Origin of the sequence: Rhizobium indigoferae (assembly GCF_034554815.1) — a bacterium.
GTDB lineage: Bacteria > Pseudomonadota > Alphaproteobacteria > Rhizobiales > Rhizobiaceae > Rhizobium > Rhizobium leguminosarum.
The window spans coordinates 86,076-107,947 of sequence record NZ_CP140636.1; the positions used below are offsets into that span (position 1 = coordinate 86,076).

General features: G+C 60.7%; 17 protein-coding genes. 4 read left to right on the top strand and 13 right to left on the bottom strand.

All coding sequences use genetic code 11. The features are described 5' to 3' along the window. The 12 genes from icmH to U5G49_RS24325 form a co-directional block, all read right to left on the bottom strand. The gene (icmH, locus tag U5G49_RS24270; protein ID WP_193443995.1) at positions 1-1,326 is read right to left on the bottom strand and encodes a type IVB secretion system protein IcmH/DotU; all 1,326 of its coding nucleotides are present in this window, start codon (positions 1,324-1,326) and stop codon (positions 1-3) included. A gap of 4 nt (positions 1,327-1,330) precedes the next feature. Continuing rightward, positions 1,331-2,665: a type VI secretion system baseplate subunit TssK gene (gene tssK, locus U5G49_RS24275; RefSeq protein ID WP_193443997.1), complete on the bottom strand. Its 1,335-nt coding sequence runs from the start codon at positions 2,663-2,665 to the stop codon at positions 1,331-1,333. Positions 2,666-2,682: 17 nt separating this feature from the next. After that, the gene (gene tssJ, locus U5G49_RS24280) at positions 2,683-3,144 is read right to left on the bottom strand and encodes a type VI secretion system lipoprotein TssJ (protein ID WP_193444160.1); all 462 of its coding nucleotides are present in this window, start codon (positions 3,142-3,144) and stop codon (positions 2,683-2,685) included. Beyond that, positions 3,144-4,406, bottom strand: coding sequence for a type VI secretion system-associated FHA domain protein TagH (gene tagH, locus U5G49_RS24285; protein WP_193443999.1), 1,263 nt, complete (start codon positions 4,404-4,406; stop codon positions 3,144-3,146). The genes tssJ and tagH overlap by 1 nt, the downstream gene beginning before the upstream one ends. Then, the gene (tssG, locus tag U5G49_RS24290; RefSeq protein WP_193444001.1) at positions 4,397-5,467 is read right to left on the bottom strand and encodes a type VI secretion system baseplate subunit TssG; all 1,071 of its coding nucleotides are present in this window, start codon (positions 5,465-5,467) and stop codon (positions 4,397-4,399) included. Before tssG ends, tagH begins: the two co-directional genes overlap by 10 nt. Continuing rightward, complete coding sequence (tssF, locus tag U5G49_RS24295; protein WP_193444004.1) at positions 5,431-7,305, bottom strand: type VI secretion system baseplate subunit TssF; 1,875 nt, start codon at positions 7,303-7,305, stop codon at positions 5,431-5,433. The genes tssG and tssF overlap by 37 nt, the downstream gene beginning before the upstream one ends. 1 nt (position 7,306) lies before the next feature. After that, complete coding sequence (gene tssE, locus U5G49_RS24300; protein ID WP_193444162.1) at positions 7,307-8,068, bottom strand: type VI secretion system baseplate subunit TssE; 762 nt, start codon at positions 8,066-8,068, stop codon at positions 7,307-7,309. After that, positions 8,055-8,504: an Hcp family type VI secretion system effector gene (locus U5G49_RS24305; RefSeq protein WP_193444007.1), complete on the bottom strand. Its 450-nt coding sequence runs from the start codon at positions 8,502-8,504 to the stop codon at positions 8,055-8,057. Before U5G49_RS24305 ends, tssE begins: the two co-directional genes overlap by 14 nt. 20 nt (positions 8,505-8,524) lie before the next feature. Further along, the gene (tssC, locus tag U5G49_RS24310) at positions 8,525-10,033 is read right to left on the bottom strand and encodes a type VI secretion system contractile sheath large subunit (RefSeq protein ID WP_193444009.1); all 1,509 of its coding nucleotides are present in this window, start codon (positions 10,031-10,033) and stop codon (positions 8,525-8,527) included. A 3-nt stretch (positions 10,034-10,036) separates the two neighbouring features. Continuing rightward, on the bottom strand, positions 10,037-10,573 hold the full coding sequence (gene tssB / locus U5G49_RS24315) for a type VI secretion system contractile sheath small subunit (protein ID WP_193444011.1): 537 nt from the start codon (positions 10,571-10,573) through the stop codon (positions 10,037-10,039). Next, entirely contained in the window at positions 10,570-11,736 is a 1,167-nt protein-coding gene (tssA, locus tag U5G49_RS24320) for a type VI secretion system protein TssA (protein ID WP_193444014.1), read from the bottom strand. The genes tssB and tssA overlap by 4 nt, the downstream gene beginning before the upstream one ends. A 92-nt stretch (positions 11,737-11,828) precedes the next feature. Next, a complete protein-coding gene (locus tag U5G49_RS24325; protein WP_193444016.1) occupies positions 11,829-13,922 on the bottom strand; it encodes a serine/threonine-protein kinase in 2,094 nt (697 codons plus the stop codon). Between the two features lie 146 nt (positions 13,923-14,068). Between U5G49_RS24325 and tssH the strand changes: the two genes are divergently transcribed. Further along, positions 14,069-16,801: a type VI secretion system ATPase TssH gene (gene tssH / locus U5G49_RS24330; protein ID WP_193444019.1), complete on the top strand. Its 2,733-nt coding sequence runs from the start codon at positions 14,069-14,071 to the stop codon at positions 16,799-16,801. Positions 16,802-16,837: 36 nt separating this feature from the next. On the opposite strand, the gene U5G49_RS24335 is transcribed toward tssH, so the two are convergent. Further along, a complete protein-coding gene (locus U5G49_RS24335; RefSeq protein WP_193444021.1) occupies positions 16,838-17,578 on the bottom strand; it encodes an OmpA family protein in 741 nt (246 codons plus the stop codon). 120 nt (positions 17,579-17,698) lie between these two features. Here U5G49_RS24335 and U5G49_RS24340 point away from each other — a divergent pair, with 120 nt between their 5' ends. Genes U5G49_RS24340 through U5G49_RS24350 form a run of 3 tightly spaced genes read left to right on the top strand, consistent with a single transcriptional unit; the run spans position 17,699 to position 21,842 of the window. After that, positions 17,699-18,469 (top strand): PP2C family protein-serine/threonine phosphatase, encoded by a 771-nt coding sequence (locus tag U5G49_RS24340; protein ID WP_193444023.1) that lies wholly within the window; start codon positions 17,699-17,701, stop codon positions 18,467-18,469. Between the two features lie 5 nt (positions 18,470-18,474). Then, positions 18,475-19,374: a M15 family metallopeptidase gene (locus U5G49_RS24345; protein ID WP_193444025.1), complete on the top strand. Its 900-nt coding sequence runs from the start codon at positions 18,475-18,477 to the stop codon at positions 19,372-19,374. A 32-nt stretch (positions 19,375-19,406) separates the two neighbouring features. Beyond that, a complete protein-coding gene (locus tag U5G49_RS24350; protein ID WP_193444164.1) occupies positions 19,407-21,842 on the top strand; it encodes an ImcF-related family protein in 2,436 nt (811 codons plus the stop codon). Positions 21,843-21,872 lie beyond the last annotated feature (30 nt).

The window sequence follows — 21,872 nt, forward strand, 5'->3', positions numbered from 1 at the left end:
TCAGAGCCTCTTTTGAATAAGGATTTCGATGCGGCGGTTGGCGGCCCGACCCTCGCGGCTGTCGTTTCCGGCAAGTGGCTGTGTCGCCGCGCGTCCTTGCGATTTCAACTGCCCGGTCGGCACGCCGGAGGCGGCCAGCAATGAGGCAATCGTTGCTGCGCGGGCCTCGGAGAGGCGCTGGTTGTTGGACAGCGGGTTGCTCGCTTGCAGCGGGACATTATCAGTGTGCCCGGTGATGGTAATGCCGCCGATCAGCTCGGCATTCTGCTTGAGAACTGCTGCGATGGAAGCAACGAGGGGTTCAAAGCTCTTCGTCAATTCGGGTCTAGCGGACTGGAAAAGCTCCGGTGTGCTTGACTGCAAAAGAAGCGTGACGGAAGAGGCGTTTTCATTTCCCTTCAGGGCCGGCAGCAGGGAAGCAGGCGCTGCGGCGCGAAATTCCGGTAGCAATTGGATAATTACGGGTTCTACTGGTGGTGCGTTCGGCGGCGGTGTCCGCTTCTCGGGGCGGTATATTTCCGCCCGCTCAGGCGGCGGCAGTGCCCGCACCAGCGTTGCGAGCGTCTCAGCCTTGCTATCGAGTCGCATCGACAGCAACATGTAAATTGCCGTCGACAGCGCTACAGCAACTAGGGCAAGGACCCATATCGGCACGGCAAAACGCGATGGCTCGTCGGCCGCCGCAACTCCCTCCCATCTGGGCGAGAGCGGTGCAGCTTCAGCATCGGCATCACGCAGGAAACGAGCCGCGGCGGCGCGAACGGCGCTGATCGAGCGGTCGCCGGCCCGGCCAGGCACACGGTACTTGCCGCGAAAACCAAGCGCCAGGCAGAAATAATAAAGTTCCAGCAATTCCTGATCACGACCCGGATGGCGTTCCAATTCTTCCAACCTGGCAAAAAATTGCGCTCCGGCATCGACATCGCCGCGGAGCATGACGACCAGCGGCTGGCGCGGCCAGGCGCTTGCTCCACCCCAGGGCGTGTTCAGCGCCAGATCGTCGAGCAGCGATGCGACAGCCCAGGCAGCCGAGTCCGCCCGCGCAAGGGGCGAACCGGAGGCCACCGCAGCGTCGCGGGCTGCTACAAGCTCTTCCATCAGTCTCGTTCGCAGCACTTCTGGATTGCTCGGTGGCAGCGCACTTTCGAGTTCCGGCGCAAATTCGAGCAACTTGGCGAAAGCACTGATCAGTGTGTTTGGATGAGATCGCGTCCTCCTTGCCAGGGTTCCGGCAGCGGCGACCTGTCTTGCGCTCGCCGAGGGCGGCGGGCGGATGCGTGTGCGACCCTTATCGCCCGAAAGACCGAATGGATCCTCACTTGCCATGGCGCTACCTGTTAACCGAATAGCAGTCGACCTGCGGTTCGCTGGGCAAAACGCCGGACACGCCGATCACGAAGCCGGGCGAACGCAGAAGGGATTCCCAATGCTCGCTGCGCTGGTCGAGTTCCAGGCAAAGACGGTCACCGTCATAGGGGATCTCGCGGGGCTGCGAATGAAGCGGCTTCAGGCGGATGCCCGGCAGTCGTGACTTCCACAGGGCCTCGAATTCGTCGGCGGCACCCACGGTCACCTGATCGACGAAGATTTTGCGCAGCGCATCCTCGGACATGTCGCATCCGACCCGCACGACAATGCGGCTGGCGGTCAGTAATTCGGGATTGTCCACACGCACCTTCCAGACGTTGGTCGCGTGTTTCAGCACGGGCAATGCCCGCGATTTGGGCTCGACATAACGCAGGCTGAGGAGCAGCGACCGCAATGTGTCTGCGAGCGCCGCAAAGGCAGGTCCCGGCGCCATGTGCTCATAGGTCGGAAGCTCGGTCAGCCGTCGCGAGCCGGAGCCGTAGGTCGCCATTCGCCCCGCAAGCCCGCTCAGTTCCAGAAAGAGTTCGGCCGGGTGAAAAACCTCCTGGGGAAGCATATGGGCCAGCCGCGGACGTGCCGTGTTGGCGAGATCGAGTACCAGCAGATTTTCCACGCTGCGACCGGCGCCACCGAGAACCATCTTGCCATGTGCATCGGCGATGCGGTCGAGCCCGGTTATCACCTCCTGCATCAGCTGGCCGTAGAAGGCCACGGCGCCGGTCGTCAGGGCTGGTGGGAGAAAGTTTTCCCCAATCGCGACGCTGCCGTCGGCCAGCAGCCCGTTGACCTTCACAACAGGCATCGCGGTATAGCCGCCCGTCGTCTGCACCGGCGACAGGAGCAAGGCTTGAGGGCGGGCGATCTCGATCTCTTCCGGATCGGCGCCGCCATGCACGGCATCACGCACGCGTTCGATTTGTCCCTTATAACGCGCTCCGGTCGGCTCGCTATGAGCGGCATCGAAGCTCGCGCCGCCCGGCGGTTCCAGCGGCAGGGCAAGCTGCACCGCCCCCGCACCCATGTCGCGGGTGATGGTCAATGGGGTCGGCGCATCCATCGTCTCGGGAATGGAAAAGGACGTACCATCCGGAAAAATGCCGCGCGCAGACAAGACGGCAACGCGGCCTGCTTCAAGCTGTGCGGTATCCAGCGTAAGGAATCTAAAGCCGAAGGTCTGCAACCTCCCCGCCTGCAGCGCGCCGCGTATCAGGGCCTCGGTATACCGGTCTTGCTGCTGAAAATGCTGCGTCCGAAGGAATAGTCCCTCGGACCAGAGCACCTTATTCAAATCCGTCATGCTGGAACGCCCTCCCTTCAGGCGAGCGCGAGCGCCATGCCGCCGCTACTCAATGCTACATTCGCCGTCACCGTCGATTCCGGCTTGATCGGGACGGCCTGTCGCCAGACACGGCCGCCGGGCGTCCTGAAAAATGCGACCACCCCGAGGAACGTGGCTTCTGGCGGGAACGCCACCGTCTTGGTGGCCGATCCGCCGGGAGAGACCGTCAATTGGTCGGAACCGAGAAGGTCTGCCCCGAGTGCGGAAGCAGGATCGGACTGGAGGGCGAAAATATCGGCAGAATTGAACTTTCCGACATCCTTGAGCCTGAGGACGAGCACGGTCACCGGGCGATCCCCGCCATCAGCGGCAAGGTTCATACCCGCCTGTCCCGTCGCCTTTACGGTCACGGTCGAGGATTTTGGCGGACCGCCCACGCAGCCGGAAATTAAGCCTGTCGCGCCGAGCATCATCAAGAAACCACGTCGGTGAAGCATCATTCTTTCTCCCTCTCTTCATAGCCGTCCCGGAAATCGCTGCCGATTTCGCCGAGGAAGCGCGTAGATGCGCTCCTGGCAATTTCGCGATAGCGTTTCTCGTAAAGTTCCCAGAGCTTTGCCCGTCGCCCGCCCGCAAGCAGCGCGTCCCAGGCGGATTGAGACTTCAATTCGCTTTCCAGCGCCGCCGGATCGAAGCGGTCCACCATCCTTGTCAGCGCGGCCTGGACGCCGCGCCACGTGCGCACGTGATGGTGGGCGAGATCGCGGATGGAGCCGTTGATCGCCGCTTCGGGCGGCAGGAAGCCGACATTGCGCTGCGTGAGGAACGTCGCGATCACATCGTCGACCGTCGGCATGAATTTGAGAGGATTGACCTCGGAGGCCCCGACAACAGTTTGTGCGATCCGGGCCTCGCCCTTTTCTTCGGCCCGCTTGCGCAGGAGATGGATCAACCCTTCCAGCATCATCCGGTATTCCCGGCCAAAATTCTCCATTTGGACGACGGGATCGGCAGACGGGAATTCCTCGCCACTGAAGCCCAATCCGCGCAGAAAGGCATCGCGCAGGTCGGTCTCGGTCGGCGCTGTCTTCTGCTGCCTCGGCTCCGGCTGTGGTTCCGCACTGGGTTGCGGCCTAATTTGTGGGATGGCGAGCTCCGGAGCAGGCTGCTCTGCAGCCGTGCGAAAAAGATCCCAGGCCCGGTTGTCCTGCCGCTGGGCCGGCAGCGGGTCGAGGCTGAACGGATCGTCGAACAGGGGCGCGCTTTTTTCCTCCTGCCGGTTGGGATCGGCAAACGGCGCCGCAGCGGGGTGTTCGAACGGGTCAGGCAATCCGGCAGGTCGCCGGGGGGGCTCAACTCGCTCGCTGCGTTCCGAGAAGAACGAATCCCGCTCGAAACCGATCGGCGGCGATGTCGGTTGCTCAGGCGGGCGATCTGCCTGCATGCTTTGCAGTTCGACGCGGACGACATAATTGCCGAGTTGCAGCCGGGCGCCATCATGCAACGGGGCGGAATTTCCCGCTCCAAGGGGTGCCCGCGACCCGTCTATAAAGACGCCGCCGCTTGACGTATCCGTCACCTGATATCGACCGTGAACGCAAGCAATGGTGCAATGGGCACGGGAAACGTACATGTCCGGATCGTCGATCCGCCAATCGGCGTCTGCGCTGCGACCGATGACGAGCTCGCCCTCGACGAGGCGCATCTGACGCACGGCTTGAGGTCTGGGGGACTGTTCGAGGGTAAGGATCAAGGCCATGCTGCGGCCTCCGCAATCTCAGGACGAAAACCAACGAGGGTGTGCATGCACAAATCGGCTGCGTCTCCTCGCTCCTGTTTCGGAGCAAGCCAGGCTATATGCCCAAGGCGCGCTTTTCCCAGCTGCGCCGCAGGGACCTCGTCTCGTTTGAGCACGAGCCTGACATCCACATCGAGTCCATTTCCCATCAGATCGCGGATCGCCGTTTGCAAAGTTGCACGTCGCTTGCTGCCGGGCAGAAAGCTTGCGTAATCACCAAGCGTCAATGGTCCGACGGAAAGTTCGATCCTTTGCTGTCGCTGGAATGTCCTCGGCCCGATCGTGGCGCTTCTGCCGAGCTGTGCGTAGGCGCCGGCAAGGCGGGACTGGATCCTTTGCGGTATGTCCATCCAGACACCAACAAATTCCCGAAGTCTGAAGGGAACCTTGAAATGATCGCCAAGAAACTGTGTGAGCCTTTCGGGCCCGTCGACTTGATGGGCAAGGGCTGCGGCGTGAGCAAGCTTCGTCAGGTCGATCGCAGTCGGCTGACGCTCTGCTCTGCCTCGCAGGCCGATCCCTGCCATGGCCGCCGCCATGGCGCGAATGCGACCGCCCTCGGCGCGCTCGATCTGGACTGCCGGGTGCGCATCCGCCCATGCCCGATAGAAGAGTGCGATCATGCGATGCTGAAGCACATTGACGAAGTCGACGAATGTGGTGTCGCTGACCTCGCGCATGTCAGCACCGGCAAACCAGCGCTGCGAGAGGCGATCCAGCACCCAGCGCGTCAGATAAAGCGGCATCGGACCTTCCGGACCCAGCAGGCCGATCGTGGCTACCGTTACCCGGGCGGGCGCTGTTTCGGTGGAAGGCTCGAGCCTTGCGATGTCCTGTACGGCAAAACCAAGCCGTATATGCTGCCCGAGCCGGGCCGGTTCCCGCTGCGGCGGGCCTGCCTGCCCGAAGATCCTGTCCGCATTTTCGAGCCGCCGCAGGAGCTCAAAAAAGTCGAACTCCTCGGCAGATCGGATGACGTCATTCTTCAGATCAGGAAGCGGCTGCCCGGCGTTATCGGCCATAGCACATCCTCCTGTTTCTGCAGGATCCGCGCCCTTGTGCGCACGAATCCGTTAATCGCCGCGTAGCGGGCAAAAAGCCTCGCGAGCAGCGCCGTAAGCAACAAACTGCTGTGCCCGGCAAGCACCGACTGGTCGACATGGAGCGTGATGTCGCTGCCGCGGGCAAAGCACATCGGGCCAGCGATCGGCAGGCGCTCGATGAGAGGCCGGGCCTCGACCCGCGCAATGGCGCGTACATGTCGCGAGAGGCTTGGATCTCCCCGCTGCGCATAAAGATCGAGCAGGGCGTGAAGAGGGTCGACCCCGCGGCCTTCCTCCGCCAGGCTGAGAAAGTTCAGCGACAATTGTGCAATAAAGCGCCAGGCGAGTTCATCGGCTCTTGAGGCCTCGGCAGCGCCGGCCGGTAGCGTTGCCGGGATGGCAGGCCAGGGCTGGCGTAGCGCGCCAAGCAATTGCACGGTCTCGACAGGATCACCGCTTTCGAGCGTTAGGGAGGGCGTGTCGTCCAGTATCGGCAAGTCCCGGTTGGTGCAAAGCGCCGTCACCTCAATCCGCTTGAGCGGTCGCCCCGCTTTCGACTGCGCCGGGCGTGAGAGGGAGATGAAGACGTCGTCTCCGACATAGGATGTGCGGGTCTGTCCCTGACGAAGCTCGTCCTCGCTCGGACGCCGTGGGCGACGTTCTGTAAAATAGACCCAACCGTTTGTGCGGTTCTGGCCGAGACTAAAAAGTGCTGGTATCTCGGCATCGGAGCCTTCGGCATCGGCATCCTCCACACGCACCGCGCGATAGATTTCGAAATCGCGCGGCCGCGTCCGATCGGCGTGGAGGACCTGCCGGGTCCGCCGCGGATTGAGCTCAATGACGCTGCAGGAGCGCTCGAACAGGTTGATGATCGGCGTTGCGAAAAGCTCCAGATCCTTCGCGGTGAGGCCTGCAAGCTCCGGAACGGGCCGGCGAAGCAGGAAGACCAGTTCCAGCCTCTCGCTGCAACGGCGAACGACCGGCCGCATCCCCGTCACACGCGCATAGTGAAACCGCTCGGGAGCGATAAAATATTCGCGCAGAAGCCGGTAGCCCTCAAAAGTTTCGCGCGTGCGAGGCATGAGCGCCTCGTCGTCCGATATGCCGACCATCTCGGGCGCGGGCAGCGGGCTCAAGGGATTGTCGCGCCCCTCCGGGCGCGCGCCCACTCCACTGCAGGCGCCAAATAGTGTATCGAAGAGCAACGGCGCCTTGCTCTTTTCGCTGAAATAAAAGTCCAGGCGATCGAGCGATAAGTCGGCGAACTTGCCCTTGCCGGTTCGATTGATGGTGATGCTCAATCCGGACGCGCCGGCAACCCCGTCAATGGCGCCTATCCCCGCCGCCGCAAGTGCGCTTCGGTCCTGTATGTAGGTCACGGAGCTGATTGCAAGCGGCCAGAGCGTCACGTCCTGAACCGTCGTGAAGATGGATCTTGTCGAAATTCCAGGTCGGACGCTCGAAACGAGCCGTGTTCCCCGCTTCAATAGGTGACCGGCAAGCATGGTTTGAACTTGCTGGCCTGGCTTCAGCAAGGCCATGGCCGTTGCTGGCGCCGGCGAGACGAGGTCGGGATAGAAATTTTCGAGCACGCTGCGGACATATCGCATGCTTTCTGCGTCGACCTTCTGGCGGGTGCGGGCGGCCAGAAATGCGACGCCGTCAAGAAGCCGTTCGACAAAGGGGTCGGGACACGGAATGGTATCCAGAGAAAGATTGCGCGCGATCGAGGGGTGCATATGGGCAAACTCGGCGGCAAGCGCACGGATATGGGTGAGTTCCTCCTCATAATATTCAAGGAAGACCCGATCCATTTCAGGTTTCCTTCAACTCGGTTCTCGCCGAGCCGTTGTCGAGATCGAGAATGGTGCGGATGCGCAGCCGTTCCGGTGCCGGCGTCGTCAGGAGCAGCGCGTCAATATCGATCCTGAGGCCAATCGACTTGTCGCCAAGGCTGACGGTCACCTTGGTCGCGCCTTCTTTGAGCCGGGGCTCGAATGCCGCAAGCACTTGTGCGATTTCCTTGGCGAGTTCCTCACGGTCGAAGTCACGCGATGAGCGGCCCGAAAATGGCGGCACGCCGTAGTTGACCACACTGCGGCGCACCAGCGGAAAATCCTCAAGCGAGGGAGGGTTGTCGCCCGCCAGGTCGGCCTCCGCATCGGTCAAGAGGGGCGAGGATTCGAAACGTTGCACATTGAAAAGCGCCTCGATGTCGCGCCGCACCGCTTCACGAAGCACATCGCTCGAAACGACCACGCCGCGACTTTCCAGTTCCATGCGACGACGTTCCAGGGAAAGCAGACGATGGATGTTCTTTTTCTGCTCGATACTAAGATCTGTTGCAGACTCTATTTGTCCGACGCCGCCGGCCACCATCGCGTCTAGCCGCTCTGCGTCTATCTCGCTTTGCAACATCTGCCGGAGATCTTTGATCTCGGAGCCGAGCCCCGGCAGGTCATTGACCAGCCGATCCCACAAGGATGGCTGGATCGTCTCGCGGGTTGCGCGCTGGTGCCCGCCAAGCGGTCTCGAGTCCATTCCAAATTCTTTTCGCCAGCCGTCACTTGCCGACATAGACATCCATTTCGACCTCGTCCTTGTCGTCGTAGTTGAACGTGATGTTCTTGTAGGCGAAGCCGACGCGCTCCTCGATGAGATCGGGTTCGTCCTCGCTTGGCTCCATTTTGTACTGGGTGACCGAAGCGTCCTTCAGCGTAATGACCAGATAATCGCTGGTCTCGCCTTCGATCGTTCTGCGCGCAGAGAACTTGACCTCGCCAAGAAGCGTATTCTCGAAAAGCGCCTTCTTCAGATAGGGCGAGGATTTGTCATAGTGTTTGATGAAATTGATCATGCCCAGACTGACGCGGCCCCGTCGCGAGAGCGAATTGGGATCGTAGGGGGCGACCATTTCGAACTCCACGCCGTGGATTTCGATCTCGTCTTCGTGGCCATCACGTACGCTCGGTCCCGTAATATCCGGCACCTTGAGAAAACCGTCAATTTTCATGAATAATCTCCCTTGTGAATTCAGGTCTTCGTCGACGGCAACTCCGATACGAGACGCAGTGACGCATTGATGCCTTCCAACTGATAATGGGGGCGCAGATAAAACCGGGCATTATACCATCCCGGGCGGCCTTCGACGCTGTCGACCTGAACCTCGGCCGCAGCCAGCGGCCGTTTGGCGCGGGCCTTGTCGTCGGCAAAGGCAGGGTTGGCAAGAACGTAGCGATTGATCCACTCCGTCAGCCAGATCTGCATGTCGGACCGCTCCTTGAACGAACCGATCTTGTCGCGGGCGATTGCTTTCAGGTAATGGGCGAAACGCGAAACCGGGAAAAGATACGGCAGATTCGCACTCAGGCGCTCATTGGCCTGTGCATCCGGATCGACCAGGCGCCCGGCGCGCGTCTCGTCATCCTGTAGCGAGTGCGCACCGATGAAGGCGGCGATGTCTGTGTTCTTGCGATGCAGGATCGGCATGAGCCCAAGCTTGGCAAGCTCTGCCTCGCGGCGATCGTCGATGGCGACCTCCGTCGGGCATTTCATCGCGACAGTACCATCGTCGGTCGGGAAATTGTGGACTGGAAGATTGATGACCGCGCCACCGTTCTCGACACCGCGGATTTGCGTGCCCCATCCAAATAGCTTGTGGCTTCGATTGATATTGACACCCATCGGGAAGGCGGCGTTCATCCACACGTAGCGCTGATGATTGCCCTGGACATCCTCCTCAAAGGCGAAGCCCTTTACCGGAATGGTTTCCGCGCCATAGGGCAGGCGCGCAAGGACCCGGGGCATCGTCAGGCCGATGTACCGCGCATCCTCGCTCTCTCGCAGCGACTGCCAGGAGGCGTAGGCGGGCGACGAGACAATCTGTTGCAGGTCCTGAGGGTTTGGCAGTTCCTGCCAGCTTTCCATGCGGAAGAGTCGCGGGGCGGCGGCTGCAATGAAGGGCGTGTGCGCAGACGCGCAGATGCCGGACATGTTGCGAAGGAGAGCGACGTCCTTCGGGTGGTTGGAGAACTCGTAGGCACCGATCAGGCAGCCGTACGGGCTGCCGCCGAGCATGGAATATTCGTCCGTATAGACTTTCTTGAATATGGGACTTTGATCCCACATCTGACCCTCGTAGTCTTCGAGCGTGTCGGCCAAGGCTTCTTTTGAAATATTCATGACGCGGATCTTCAGTTTCTGATCCGTCTCGGTATTGTTGACGAGATACCACAAACCGCGCCATGTTCCCTCGAGTTGCAGCACTTCGGGCGCATGGAGGACTTCGTTGACCTGCTCGGTCAGGAGCTTGTCGATGCCCGAGATCAGGGATTTGATCGACTTGATCGCATTCGAGGAAATTGTAGTCGACTGGGAGCGAGCGCGCGCTGCAAGCGCGAGATTCTGCACCAGGGTTTGCAGCTTGTCGCTGTCATCCTTCTTGACCTTGAAGTCCTTTTCAAGAAGATCACTGAATTCCTGAAGATCGACGCCTTCGGCTTCCTTGACGTCAACAGCGGCGGTTCTTTCCTGTTCGGCCATGGTTTAGCCCTCCGACTTGCTGCCGTCATCAATCGCTTGGTCGGCGATTTTTGCTAAAAGCGGCTCGTTGTTCAAAAGCTGGGCGATACGCTTTTCGGCGTCGACGCGGCCGTCCATGAAGCCCAGCAATTCCTCAAGCTGGCGGCGCATCTTCAACAGTTCGGCAAGCTGCGGAACCTGTTCGGCAATCCGGTCCGGCGCGAAGTCGCCCATGCTCGTAAAGGTCAGGTCGACGGCAAGTTCCTCGTCCCGCTCTTCGCCGGGCGGTTGGGGAAGCGTGTTCTTGACCCGTGCCTTGACACGCGGGCTCAGCGCCTCCATGAAGCGACCGAACCGGTTAGCGTCGGTTTCGACAAAGGTCCGGTCCCGCACGGATTTGACAGCCTCCGGCGTTTCGGACGCACCGGCAAGATCCGCCATCACCCCCATCACGAATGGCAATTCGATCGTGGTCGGACTGCCATATGTTTCCACTTCATAGGCGATCTGGACGCGAGGCGCCCTGTTGCGTTCAATTACCTTCGCCTTAGTTTCGCTCATTGCTGGTCACCTTTTGTCCCAGGGGCGGGTTTCTTGCTTTCCGAAACGCCGGCCAGAAGCCGGAATTCTTTCAGCCCGGAAGGAGCGAGGTCCTCCATGAGCTCGAGAAAATCCATCGGCACCATTCGCTTGATCCTGCGGGCCAGATGGGGAATGGGGCTAGATGGCTCCGTACGGTCGTAAAAGGCGATGATGAGGTCGATGCAGCGTGTGACCTCGTCTCGCGAGCTCAGACGCGAGGGGAATACTGCCGCCGCCCCGCTCGGGGCCTGGTCTGCCGCAGCGCTGGTCGTGGCACCCGGCGCACGTTCGCCACCTGTCGTGTCCTCTTTCCGGCTCTCCTGCTGCGCATTAGCCTTGGCCCGCTCCAGGGTCGCCGCAACGCGCTGCAGAAACCGGCTCAGATCTGGTAGGGTGACGCGCAAATCGCCGCCGATCTGCAGGTTGAGGGACTGTTCGGCGGTCTCCAGAGCTGCAACGGCAGTCCTTGCATCGGCGGCCAGCGCCGCTGCTTCATCAGGGGCCTGTTCGGCAAATGCCGCGCAAGCGAACCGCACGCGATTGACCAATTGCTCATGTTCGCTGACGAGCGAGGCCTTCTCGGCCGCACTCAAACCAGGCGCCGCTTCGTTCAGAACGGTGCGGCTGTCGACCGCTCCCCGCTCCAGATCGCGTCCTGTCACCGGGCCAGCGCCACGAGGCGTAAAGAACGTCATTTTGCGCAGATCGCCGAGCAGACCATCCCTGTCATTTTGAAGCTGGATCAGTGCGTTGATGCGGCGAAGAGCGGCCTCGCGGGGAGGCAGACCGTCGCGAAGCTCCGGATGCATTGTCTGCCAGTGCATGTCGAAGGTTTGGCCGATCAGGTTCAATCCGTTGGCGAGGCCGGCCAGTCCCCGCTCATTTGCAAGGGCACGCGTTACAATCACGAGCAGCCTGAGATCGCGCCCGTGCGCCCGCAGCTCCTCTGATTTGCGAAGCACCGTCGACCAGTCGACCGGCACTTCCGTTCGTGCGACGGGATTGTTGCGCTCGTCGCGGCTGATTTCGATCTGGGGCTGTACGAGGCGTTCGAGCTCGTGGAATCGTCCGTCGTTCCGTAGGCTTTCGCCGGACGGGTTGTCACCGTTTATCGGATTCAACCAGAGCGCAGAGTCGAACAACAGATCCCCCGCTTTACCGAATATTCTTCTCGCGATCCTGTTTTAGCATAAATTTTCGCTCTGTACTAATGCCACTTATCGACGAGCGGCAACTAATTCCGAGTGTCGATCAATCGGGTCGTAGTCGATAGGATCGAAACCTTCCGGCTGGCAATAACTGCATGTAAATCCTCGGCAAAGGACTTGGTGGATTCAGTTGTGGGGCGAAGTTGCGAGAATAGAGGACGGTCGGTCTGCATGGCGATTATCAGGCTTCTGCCGAATGTATTGTCGACCGCGAAGGAAAGCTTTGCGGGATCGGTCGCTCCATCTGCCGTGGAGTAGGCGACGCGGATAGTACGCATGCCATCGGACACCGTGCCGAGACTGGAAAGCGCGTTGTCCGGGCGCTTGATGTTGGGAAGGACGTTGAACAGATTGCCGGTGACATCGGCGATCGCGACCCAAAGGTAGCCATCCGTAATCGCGGCCGGAGCCAGCACATCGATGACCGGATTGTCGCCAACCGAGTAGATGCCAGACATGTTCGGTTCGGATTTGTCACCATAACCGAGCACGATCGTCATCGGCCCTTGTGGCACGTCGGGCAACAATGACTGGACGACACACAACTGATTATTGAGCACTGTCGTATCAAATCGCAGATCGCGATCACCCAGACGCGGTGCGAGCGCCTGCCGGAGCGCTTCGATATCTCCGCTTGCCGCAACGTTTCCCCGAATGGCGACTGTCGCGCCAAGAGGAAGGTTTGCCCCCTCCGGTGCCTGGACGACAAGCGGACCGCAAGTCTCCAACGGTGCGATGGCCGATTTCAACTGGTGGGGCGTCAGGCTTCTCGGTCCTGCGGCGATCCGCACGACAGGTTGGTAGCCGGCGGCCTTGCTCGCCTCGTTGAACCGGCTGACGACAGTGTCACGCGCTGTCTTGTCGGGAGCCAGGCCGGTCAGGCGGACGGTGCGATCCGAGACATCAAGCCTCCACTCGTCTAGCCCGTCGGCGGCGGCAAAAAAGCTGTCGATGTCCTGTGCCCAGCGCTCGGAAGGTTCGCCCTTCGCAAGGGCGAGCGCACCCTTGGGCGCGGGCAGCCCGGCTGCGCGCGTAAAACCTGCCAATATCGCCTGTTGCTGGTCGGCATCGGGAGCAAAGCCGGACAAGGTCGCCTGGTGTTGCCCGTCGAGCCCGGCGCTGAGTTTATAGGGCGCCTCGACCGGAAGGCTTTTCACAAACAGGCTGTCACGAAAGCCGGCAAACCAAAGTCCCGCGATCGCCGCTACGGCAGCAATGGCTAAGATCGCCGGCCAGGGCCGCCAGCCCGGCCTGCCGCCACGCCCGCCTTCCGTCTGGCCGCTGCGATCGGTCCGCAACAACTCCCCCACCTGCTTGACGACGGCCGCAGCCGTCGGCGGGCGTCGCGAAGGGTCGGGTTGGGTGAGATCGTCGATCAAGCCCTTGAGCGGCTCCGGAACGCCGGTTGTGTCCAGCCGGCGCTCTTTGTAGCGGACAACCTCACCGGGACTCGTTCCGACGTTGGGAACCTTTCCTCGAAAGGTTGCAAGCAAGGATGCGCCCAGGGCATATAGGTCGGATCGCGGCTCGGCTTGCCCGTGCAATTGTTCGGGCGCTGCATATTCATATTTTCCGGCAAACTCTTTGCCGACGATTGTGCGTGCGCCCGTCTTGCTGTCCTTGGCAATGCCGAAGTCGATGATGACGGCTTCCTCCGGACGGCCGCTGCGCAAGATGATGTTGTCGGGCGACAGATCGCGATGGACGATCTTGCGTTCGTGTGTCGCAACCAAGCCCTCCGCCACTCTTTGAGCGACGACCAGCAGGTCTCTGGAAGAAATCCCGCCACGCTCGAGATAGTCGTTGAGTGGCGTACCTGCGACGTAATCCATGACCAGATAGACGTAACCCTCGGCTGTCTGGCTGCAGTCGGTATAACGCACGACCGCGTCATGCGAGATGCCGCGCATCTCCTCTTCCCGCTTCATCAATTCCAGATAGCCGGCATCGGCGGACAGCTCCCGCTTGAGTGCCTTGAGCGCCACGACCCGGCCGGTGATCTTGTTGCTGGCGCGGTAGACTTCGCCCGTTCCGCCGCGGCCAAGCACACCCTCGATCTCGTAGGTATTGTTGAGAACCTGGTTCTTACGAAAGATGTCACCGGGCAATGGGTCGATCATCTGGTAACTCCAAACCACGCGGTCACTATTCATCAAAGACATGCGGTTCGAATATTTGTCAAGAACACTATAATGTGGCAGTTTGCCATTGAGATTGAAGACTAGGCTCGTTCATTCGAGAGCACGTGGGCAGGAGCCCGACCGGCATGCAGCAGAACATGTCTTCTCACAGCTTCAAACGTAAAGAACTGATCGGCAAACTCGACCCGATATGTCTGCGTGCATTCAAGGCGGCAGCCGACGCCGCCAAGCTTCGGGGCAATCCCTATGTCGAACTCGTGCATTGGATCGAGCAGCTGGCGCTCGTCGACCGCGCGGATTTCCAGCTAATCCTCGCCGACGCTGGCGTGGACCTCGGGCGCCTTGCGGCCGACATGGCACGGTCGATCGACAAACTGCCCTATGGCGCGACGTCCATTGAAGAGTTTTCAGACCACATATTTCACGCTGTCCAGGAAGCCTGGAGTCTCGCCAGCCTTCAATTCGGCTCGGAAGAGGTGCGCGGCGCGTACGTCCTCCTGGCCTGTAGAAAGGTGCCGGTGCTTGATGGCTTGCTGTTGAAGATCAGCAGTGAGTTCGACCGCATCGAAGCCGATTCCGTCCTTGCTCGCCTGGACGACGTGCTCTCGCAATCACTTGAAAATCGCGGCAGACGCGAAGCTGGGCAACCGGTGCGCAAGGAACGACCGGCTAGCGGCGATTCCGCTTTGGCGAAATATGCGACTGACCTGACCAGGCGTGCACGAGACGGAAAAATCGATCCGGTTGTGGGTCGCGACCCGGAAATTCGCCAGATTGTCGATATTCTCATGCGCCGACGGCAGAACAACCCGATCCTGACCGGCGAGGCCGGGGTCGGCAAGACGGCAGTCGTTGAAGGCTTTGCACTTCGCCTTGCGGCAGAAGACGTGCCGCCGCCCCTCAAAGGGGTTGCGCTCCACATGCTGGATGTTGGCTTGATGCAGGCAGGAGCGAGCGTCAAAGGCGAGTTTGAAAAACGCCTCAAGACGGTGATCGAGGAGGTTCAGGCATCGGAAACGCCGATCATCCTCTTCATCGACGAGGCGCATACGCTGATCGGAGCGGGCGGGGCTGCGGGAACGGGAGACGCCGCGAATCTTTTGAAGCCAGCATTAGCGCGCGGCGAACTTCGCACGATCGCGGCAACGACATGGGCGGAGTACAAACAGCATATCGAGAAAGACCCGGCGCTGACCCGGCGCTTCCAGGTGGTCAAGATTGAGGAACCCAGCGAAGAAGGCGCCATTCTCATGCTTCGTGGGGTGGCGGGCATTCTCGAGAAACACCATCAGGTGCAGATCCTCGACGAGGCGATCGAAACGGCGGTCAGCCTTTCACATCGTTACATTCCGGCCCGCCAGTTGCCCGACAAGGCAGTCAGCTTGCTTGATACCGCTTGCGCACGCGTGGCGGTATCACAGCACGCAACGCCGGCCGAAGTCGAAGATCTTCTGCGGCGCAAACAGTCTCTCGAGATCGAGCAGGGGATCATCGGCCGCGAAAGGTCCATCGGCATCGAGGTTGCAGACCGCCAAGCAAAGGTCGACAAGGCGCTTGGCGAGGCGGAGTTGGCCCTTGCCGGGGCGCGAGCCCGTTGGGAAAAGGAACGGTCGATGGTGTCTGACATTCTCGACCTGCGGGCCAGGCTGCGCAAAGAGGGAGTTCGCCTCGATGCGGCGTTGTCGCAACGGGGCGATACCGCGTCCGTTCCGACGGTCACCGACGAAAATCCCTCAGCGCCTCAGGAAGGCGAAAAAGAGGCTCCCGACGGAAATGCCGACCTTTTGCGCCTAAGGGCACTTACGCACGAACTTGCCGAGATGCAGGGCGAAACGCCATTGATGCTGCTGTCGGTAGACCGCAACGCCGTAGCCTCGGTGGTTCAGGACTGGACGGGTATTCCCGTCGGGCGAATGCTGGCCGGCCAGACTGAAAGGGCGCTCAAGCTCGCCGGAATTCTGGGCGAACGCGTTGTCGGCCAGGACCTTGCCATGGAAGCGATCGCACGTCGGGTGCGGACGAGCCGCGCAGGACTAGGGTCGCCGGAAAAGCCGGTCGGCGTTTTCCTGCTTTGTGGACCGTCCGGTGTCGGCAAGACGGAAACGGCGCTCGCCCTTGCCGAGGCATTGTACGGCGGCGAACAGAACCTGATCTCCATCAACATGTCGGAATTTCAGGAAGCCCATACGGTTTCGACGCTGAAGGGAGCGCCACCAGGCTATGTCGGCTACGGCAAGGGAGGTATTCTGACCGAGGCCGTTCGCCGCAGGCCCTATTCCGTCATTTTGCTCGACGAGGTCGAAAAAGCGCATCCCGATGTCCACGAGATCTTCTTTCAGGTCTTCGACAAGGGGATGATGGACGACAGCGAGGGTCGACGGATTGATTTTAGGAATACACTCATATTGCTGACCTCCAATGTCGGTTCGGATGTCATCATGCGACTGACCGGCAACGGGCTCTCCCGCACGCCAACTGAAGAACTCGAGGCTGCGTTGCGGGCACCGTTGCTACAGGTGTTCCCGGCCGCTTTCCTCGGGCGCGTCATCGTCGTCCCCTATTATCCCCTCTCGGATTCGATGATCGAAGCAATCACGCAGGCAAATTTCGCGAAAATTGCAGAGCGACTGCGCACGAGCCACAACGCCGAACTGGTCATAGGTGAGGGCGTTATCGACTTGATCAAGGCGCGTTGCACCGAAGTCGAGTCGGGCGGTCGCATGATCGATGCGATCTTGACCAACACACTTCTGCCGGCCCTCAGCACCGGCATATTGAACTGGGCGCTGGACGGCAAACGCTTGACGAAGGCGACGGTCGAAGCGTCTGCGGAGGGCTTTACCTACGCCTTTGAATAGCGATTAGACGGTATTTGCGGCCGCTATGCGCCGCCTTTAGCTGACTGCCTGGAATTCGACGCGTCGGTTCTCGTCAGCTTTCGGCTTTTTTGCATCGAGCGGAAACTGCTCGCCAACGCCAACAGCCTCGAGCCGTTCACGAGGAATATGGCAATCCTCTATGAAGAAGCGCGCCACTTCCCTTGCACGCAGCGTCGAGAGGTTCTGATTGTACCTCGCTCCGCCGGAAGCATCGGTGTGACCGACAATGCGGATGAGCTTGATATCCATCTCTTTCACGACACCGCACAGTTTCTGCAGCATCGGCTTTTGCTTGGGTGCGATGGCAGAGGAATCAAAGGCAAACTGCACGCGGTAGTTAACCTGATCATCGTCTGGCAGCTTCCAGTATGTCTGCGGTGTTGTTATCGTCGCTGCTCCAGTTGTTGGTGACGTTTCCACCGGCCCCTGTCCGGGAGTCGGGCTGGCCTCGACAGTTTCCTCCTTCGCCGCATTTGCCGAACTGCCCGGATTGCTACTCGCTTGAGTAGAACCGGTCTTGGCCGGCTTGGCCTCGGGCGTGGCGATCGGCATCGGCGTCGCCTCGGGCACAGGCCCGGAATTGGTCAGCACGAGGCCGCGGGACGGCCCGAGCTTGGCCGCCTTGAACAATTCCATTTGCCTCTGGAAACGTTCCTTGAGTGCCGTCTCGTTTAGTTCCTGTGCACGCAATTCACTTTGTAACGTGAAGAATAAAGCGAGAGACACCAGCAGCTTCAAAGTCAGCAGGCGCTTCATTTTAGGTTCCTCTCGGCAAAAATGTTTCGCCTGGCCAAAAAATTACTATAGGATGATCTTGGGTGCAACCGCTTCAGTGGCGGCCCTCACGGCGGAGCGAATGATGAGGTTCTTCCGGTCATGACCCCGGAGTATCCCGATAGTCCCTCGACACGGGTCCCGAGCTGGCCGGGCAGGCCGAAAGGGGCCGGGCTGAGCCACACCGGTCATGTTCGCAAACGCAACGAGGACGCGATACTCCTAGATCCCACAGGCGTGCTTTGGGCCGTTGCCGACGGTATGGGCGGTTATGGCCACGGCGACGTTGCGGCCGGTCTGGTGATCGAGCACCTCGCCCTTCTTCCCCATGCTCCAATTACAAGTGCCGATCTGGTGAGCGCTCTCGAGGCCGCCAATTCCGCCATTCGGCGATGGGCAACCTCGGCCGACGTGGCGCAGATGGGTGCAACCGTGGTGGCTGCGCTTCTGGACGGCGGCACTATTTCGCTTGCATGGGCGGGCGATAGCCGGGCCTACCGCTGGCGGGATCGGGAATTACGACAGCTGACGCGCGATCATTCGGTGGTGCAGGAGCTTCTCGACGATGGGCGCCTTTCTCCAGCTGCGGCCTGGCAGCACCCGCAAGCGCATGTTGTAACACGCGCAATTGGAGCATCCGATCATCTTGTCGTCGAAACCACCGAAGTTTCGTTTTGCCCAGGTGACGTCCTCATACTTTGCTCTGACGGGCTAACCGACTGTGTGGCGGACGCAGAGATCGCTGCCCTTATGAACGCCGTTTCAACGCCGGCGTTGACCTGTCAGCGATTGATCGGCGCTGCTCTCGATAACGGTGCCCCGGATAATGTCTCTGTGATTGTCGTCGAAATTGATGGAGCTGCGATATCTTGAGGCAAATGAATGCCATCGCGGCCGTCGTCATCGGCATGAGCATCATTCTCGCAGCCGTCATCTTTGCGTTCGTCGGAAACCTTTTGAAAGATACGGAGCTTGATCCGAATGCGGGTAAAATAGATCGGCTCACACAGCAACTTGCCCAGCAGGACAATGAAATTCGGGGGCTGCGCTCTGAATTGAACGTCCTTAAAGGACAGATGGCTGACGTCGGCGGCAGAGTGACGGACTTGGAAAAAGCTCCACATCCCGACCCTGCTCAGACAGCCCCTGTCATTAATCCGCAAGCCGTTCAACAGACCGATCCTTCACCCCTCTTCACGGATCAGTTCGGCGGTATGGCACCGCGTGAGGAAGAAGGAAATCTGACTGAACCGATGCAACTGGCCAAGAAGCGTTTCAACGAGAATGTCATACGCCCGACCCCGGCCGTGTTGCGACAGATATTGGGCGAACCGAGAAGCACCTACTCAACGACCTGTGAACCGGTCACCAATCCAAAATTGCTGCATGCACTCGAAACCCGGGACATCGGCGGTATCCGTCTGACCATGATCAGGCCAGCGCTCGATTCGCTTCAGCAGATCATGGCGCGCCTTAAAAAAGAAGAGCCCGACATTTATGCCGCAATCGGAACCGCGGGCGCGCTCTGTGCAAGGTATGTACGGGGGTCGGCGAAGTCAGTGTCCTCACATGCGTGGGGGGCGGCCGTCGACCTAACGCTTAAGAAAAACCTCGACAACATGGGCGATAACAGCACGCAATTCGGGCTCGTGGTGCTCGCGGAGTTCTTCAATGAGGCTGGCTGGTATTGGGGTGCGGGCTATAGCCGCGAAGATTCCATGCACTTCGAGGTAGGCGAGGCGCTGCTGCGAAAATGGGCGGCCGAGGGCAAGCTGTGAAGGGCGTTCTCGAGCCGCCGGGTCCAGCCGCGTTGCAAGCAGATGTGCTTGCCGCACTGGCGCAACCCCTGCTGGATCTTGCAAAACGTGCCGAAAGCGAGAAGAATCCAGATCCGCGCGAGCTTGCGGCAATGGCACGGACCCTCGTCGCCGCTTTCGAGACGGAAGCACGACGCAGGAAGGTCCCCCAGGACTGGCTCCTGGACGCCCGCGATGCCCTTGTCGCCTTGGTTGATGCGCGAGCGCGTAACAACCCGGCATTGTCAATCCGAAAATGGGAGCGGGCGCTTGCCGCCGCTCTTCCCATCGGGGGCGTTATCGCGGCCAGCAGCCTCGCCGAACGGGCGAGGGCGGCGGCGAAGGCTGGGCCTGCCAGCCGGGATCTCGCCCGCTTCCTCGGTCACTGCAACGACGCTGTCCAGGCGGCGCTTCTATCGGGCACACAGCATAAAACCCGGGCGGATCGCGGTCTTTCTGCTCTTGTGATCGGACTTTTCCTGGCAATCCTCGTGGTTTGGGCAGGATGGGCCGAATGGCAGTTTCGCGAGCGGCTTTTGTCGCAACTGCCCGATGTCGCACGCGTCATAGAAGCCGGTCAGGCGGCAACACCTGCCGCGCGCGCGGTTCAACTCGATGCATTCCTGGCCGCAGTTCAGCTCGTTGAGCAGGATGCGAAGCGTTCTCCGCTTGGTCTCATTCATCACATAGGCATGCTCGACCCGGCAGAGGCCGCACGCCGCCGCTATGGCCAAGCCGTCGACGCCCTGGCCGCCAGCCCGCTCGCTGAAGCCCTTGGTGTTGCTCTTGCAACGGAAGGGGAGGCGACTGCACTTTACGATTCCCTACGCGCCTGGTCCATCTTGAGTGGCACATCCGACTGGCAACCGTGGTTTCTGGCAGGCTGGATCGACGATCGAGCTCAGACATTTCCCGAACTTACCGGCCTGGCAGTGCATGTCGCTGCCATGTCAGCGGGCCCGGCAGATCTTCAAAAGCCGGATTCCGAAGCAATCGCCCAGGCGAGACAGTTTGCTTCAGAGGGCTCTGCGACCGAGCGTGCCATGCTCGAGCTTTCCCGTGCCGAGAAACCCGCGGCCTTGCCTGCCTGGTCTCTCGGGCAGGCGGCCCCTGGTCTCGACAAGATTTTGATCCGCAGGTCCGGACGACCTATCGAGCGGACTGTGCCCAGTCTTTATACGGAGACAGGGTGGGCTTATGCGCGCTCTGGCGCCGCAGAGGAGGCGATCGGGAAGGCAACAGCCGAAACTGCGAAACTCCTGGGCTCCGCCGACAAAACGAGCGCTGATGCAGTTATGGACCTCCTTCAGAAACGAACTCTGGAGACATGGTCGCAGTATCTCGGCGATCTTCGTGTGCGGCCGTTCACCGATCAACCGAGTGCTGTGATCGTCAGCGGTGTACTAAGCGCCAGCAACTCGCCGCTCTCGGCACTGATACGTGAGGTATGGCGCCAGGCGGGTGGCACCGACCGTAGCCGAAGCCACGCGAACCAGCTTCGGATTGCCGCGACACTCGGGCCTGCGATCCAGTTCGTGGAACAGGGTCGCATGTCTGAAATCTCGCGCCTTTTCTTATCGCTGAATGTCGCGCTTGCCCTTCTGGACGGAAACACGGAAATCGGAAAAAAGTCGTTGATGGATGCACAGGATCGCGCCAATTCCGTCGTCGCCCTGCAGCAGGCCCCGCTCCTCGTCGTACAAATGGTCGAAGACGTGATCTCGCAGACTGCCTCTCCAAAGCCGGTAGAAAAGCCCGCCGATCCAGTTCCGGCAGCAAAGCCGTCGGGGGCTTGGGGCGAGGTCGCTGTGGCCTGCCAGGCGGCTGTCGCAGGCCGCTATCCATTCTATGACGGGGCGGACGCGGACATGGCGGAAGTAGCGCGCATTTTCGCTCCGAATGGGCTCGTAGAGACATATTTCCGTACACAGCTGGCGCCTTCGATGGATACGTCGGCGTCCCCGTGGCGTTGGAAACCCGAAGCCAGGCTCTCCGGATACGCGCCCGAAAGCGCAGCATTCTTTCAAAGGGCTTCCGCGATCGGCGACGCGCTCTTTCATCAGGGAAGCTCGCCGCATGTCCCTTTGTCGCTTGAGGCGCTGGCGCAACGTGGTGCCGCAACCATCTCGATCGGCGGCTCTCACGCTCCGGTTACCACGTCAGGAGGAACGGTGACTCTTAACTGGCCAGGCGACCTGCCAGCGCGCGGCCTGGAGATCTCCTTCGACAGTAGTGGCGCGGTCGAGAAAAAGAGCGCGCCCGGGCCCTGGGGCCTATTGCGCTTTCTGGACGGGTCACGCTTGCGACCACGCGAAGGCGGCCAGCGCTTCCTCGTCGACGTGCGGACGACCGGCGCGCGCGCCTACCTTCAGATGTCATTCGCCGGGCCAGCCAATCCCGTCTCCGCGCGTTTGTTGATGCGGGGATTGACATGTCCGTCGGCGCTCTGAGAGCAACATGGGGGCGCCCGCCCGGTGTGA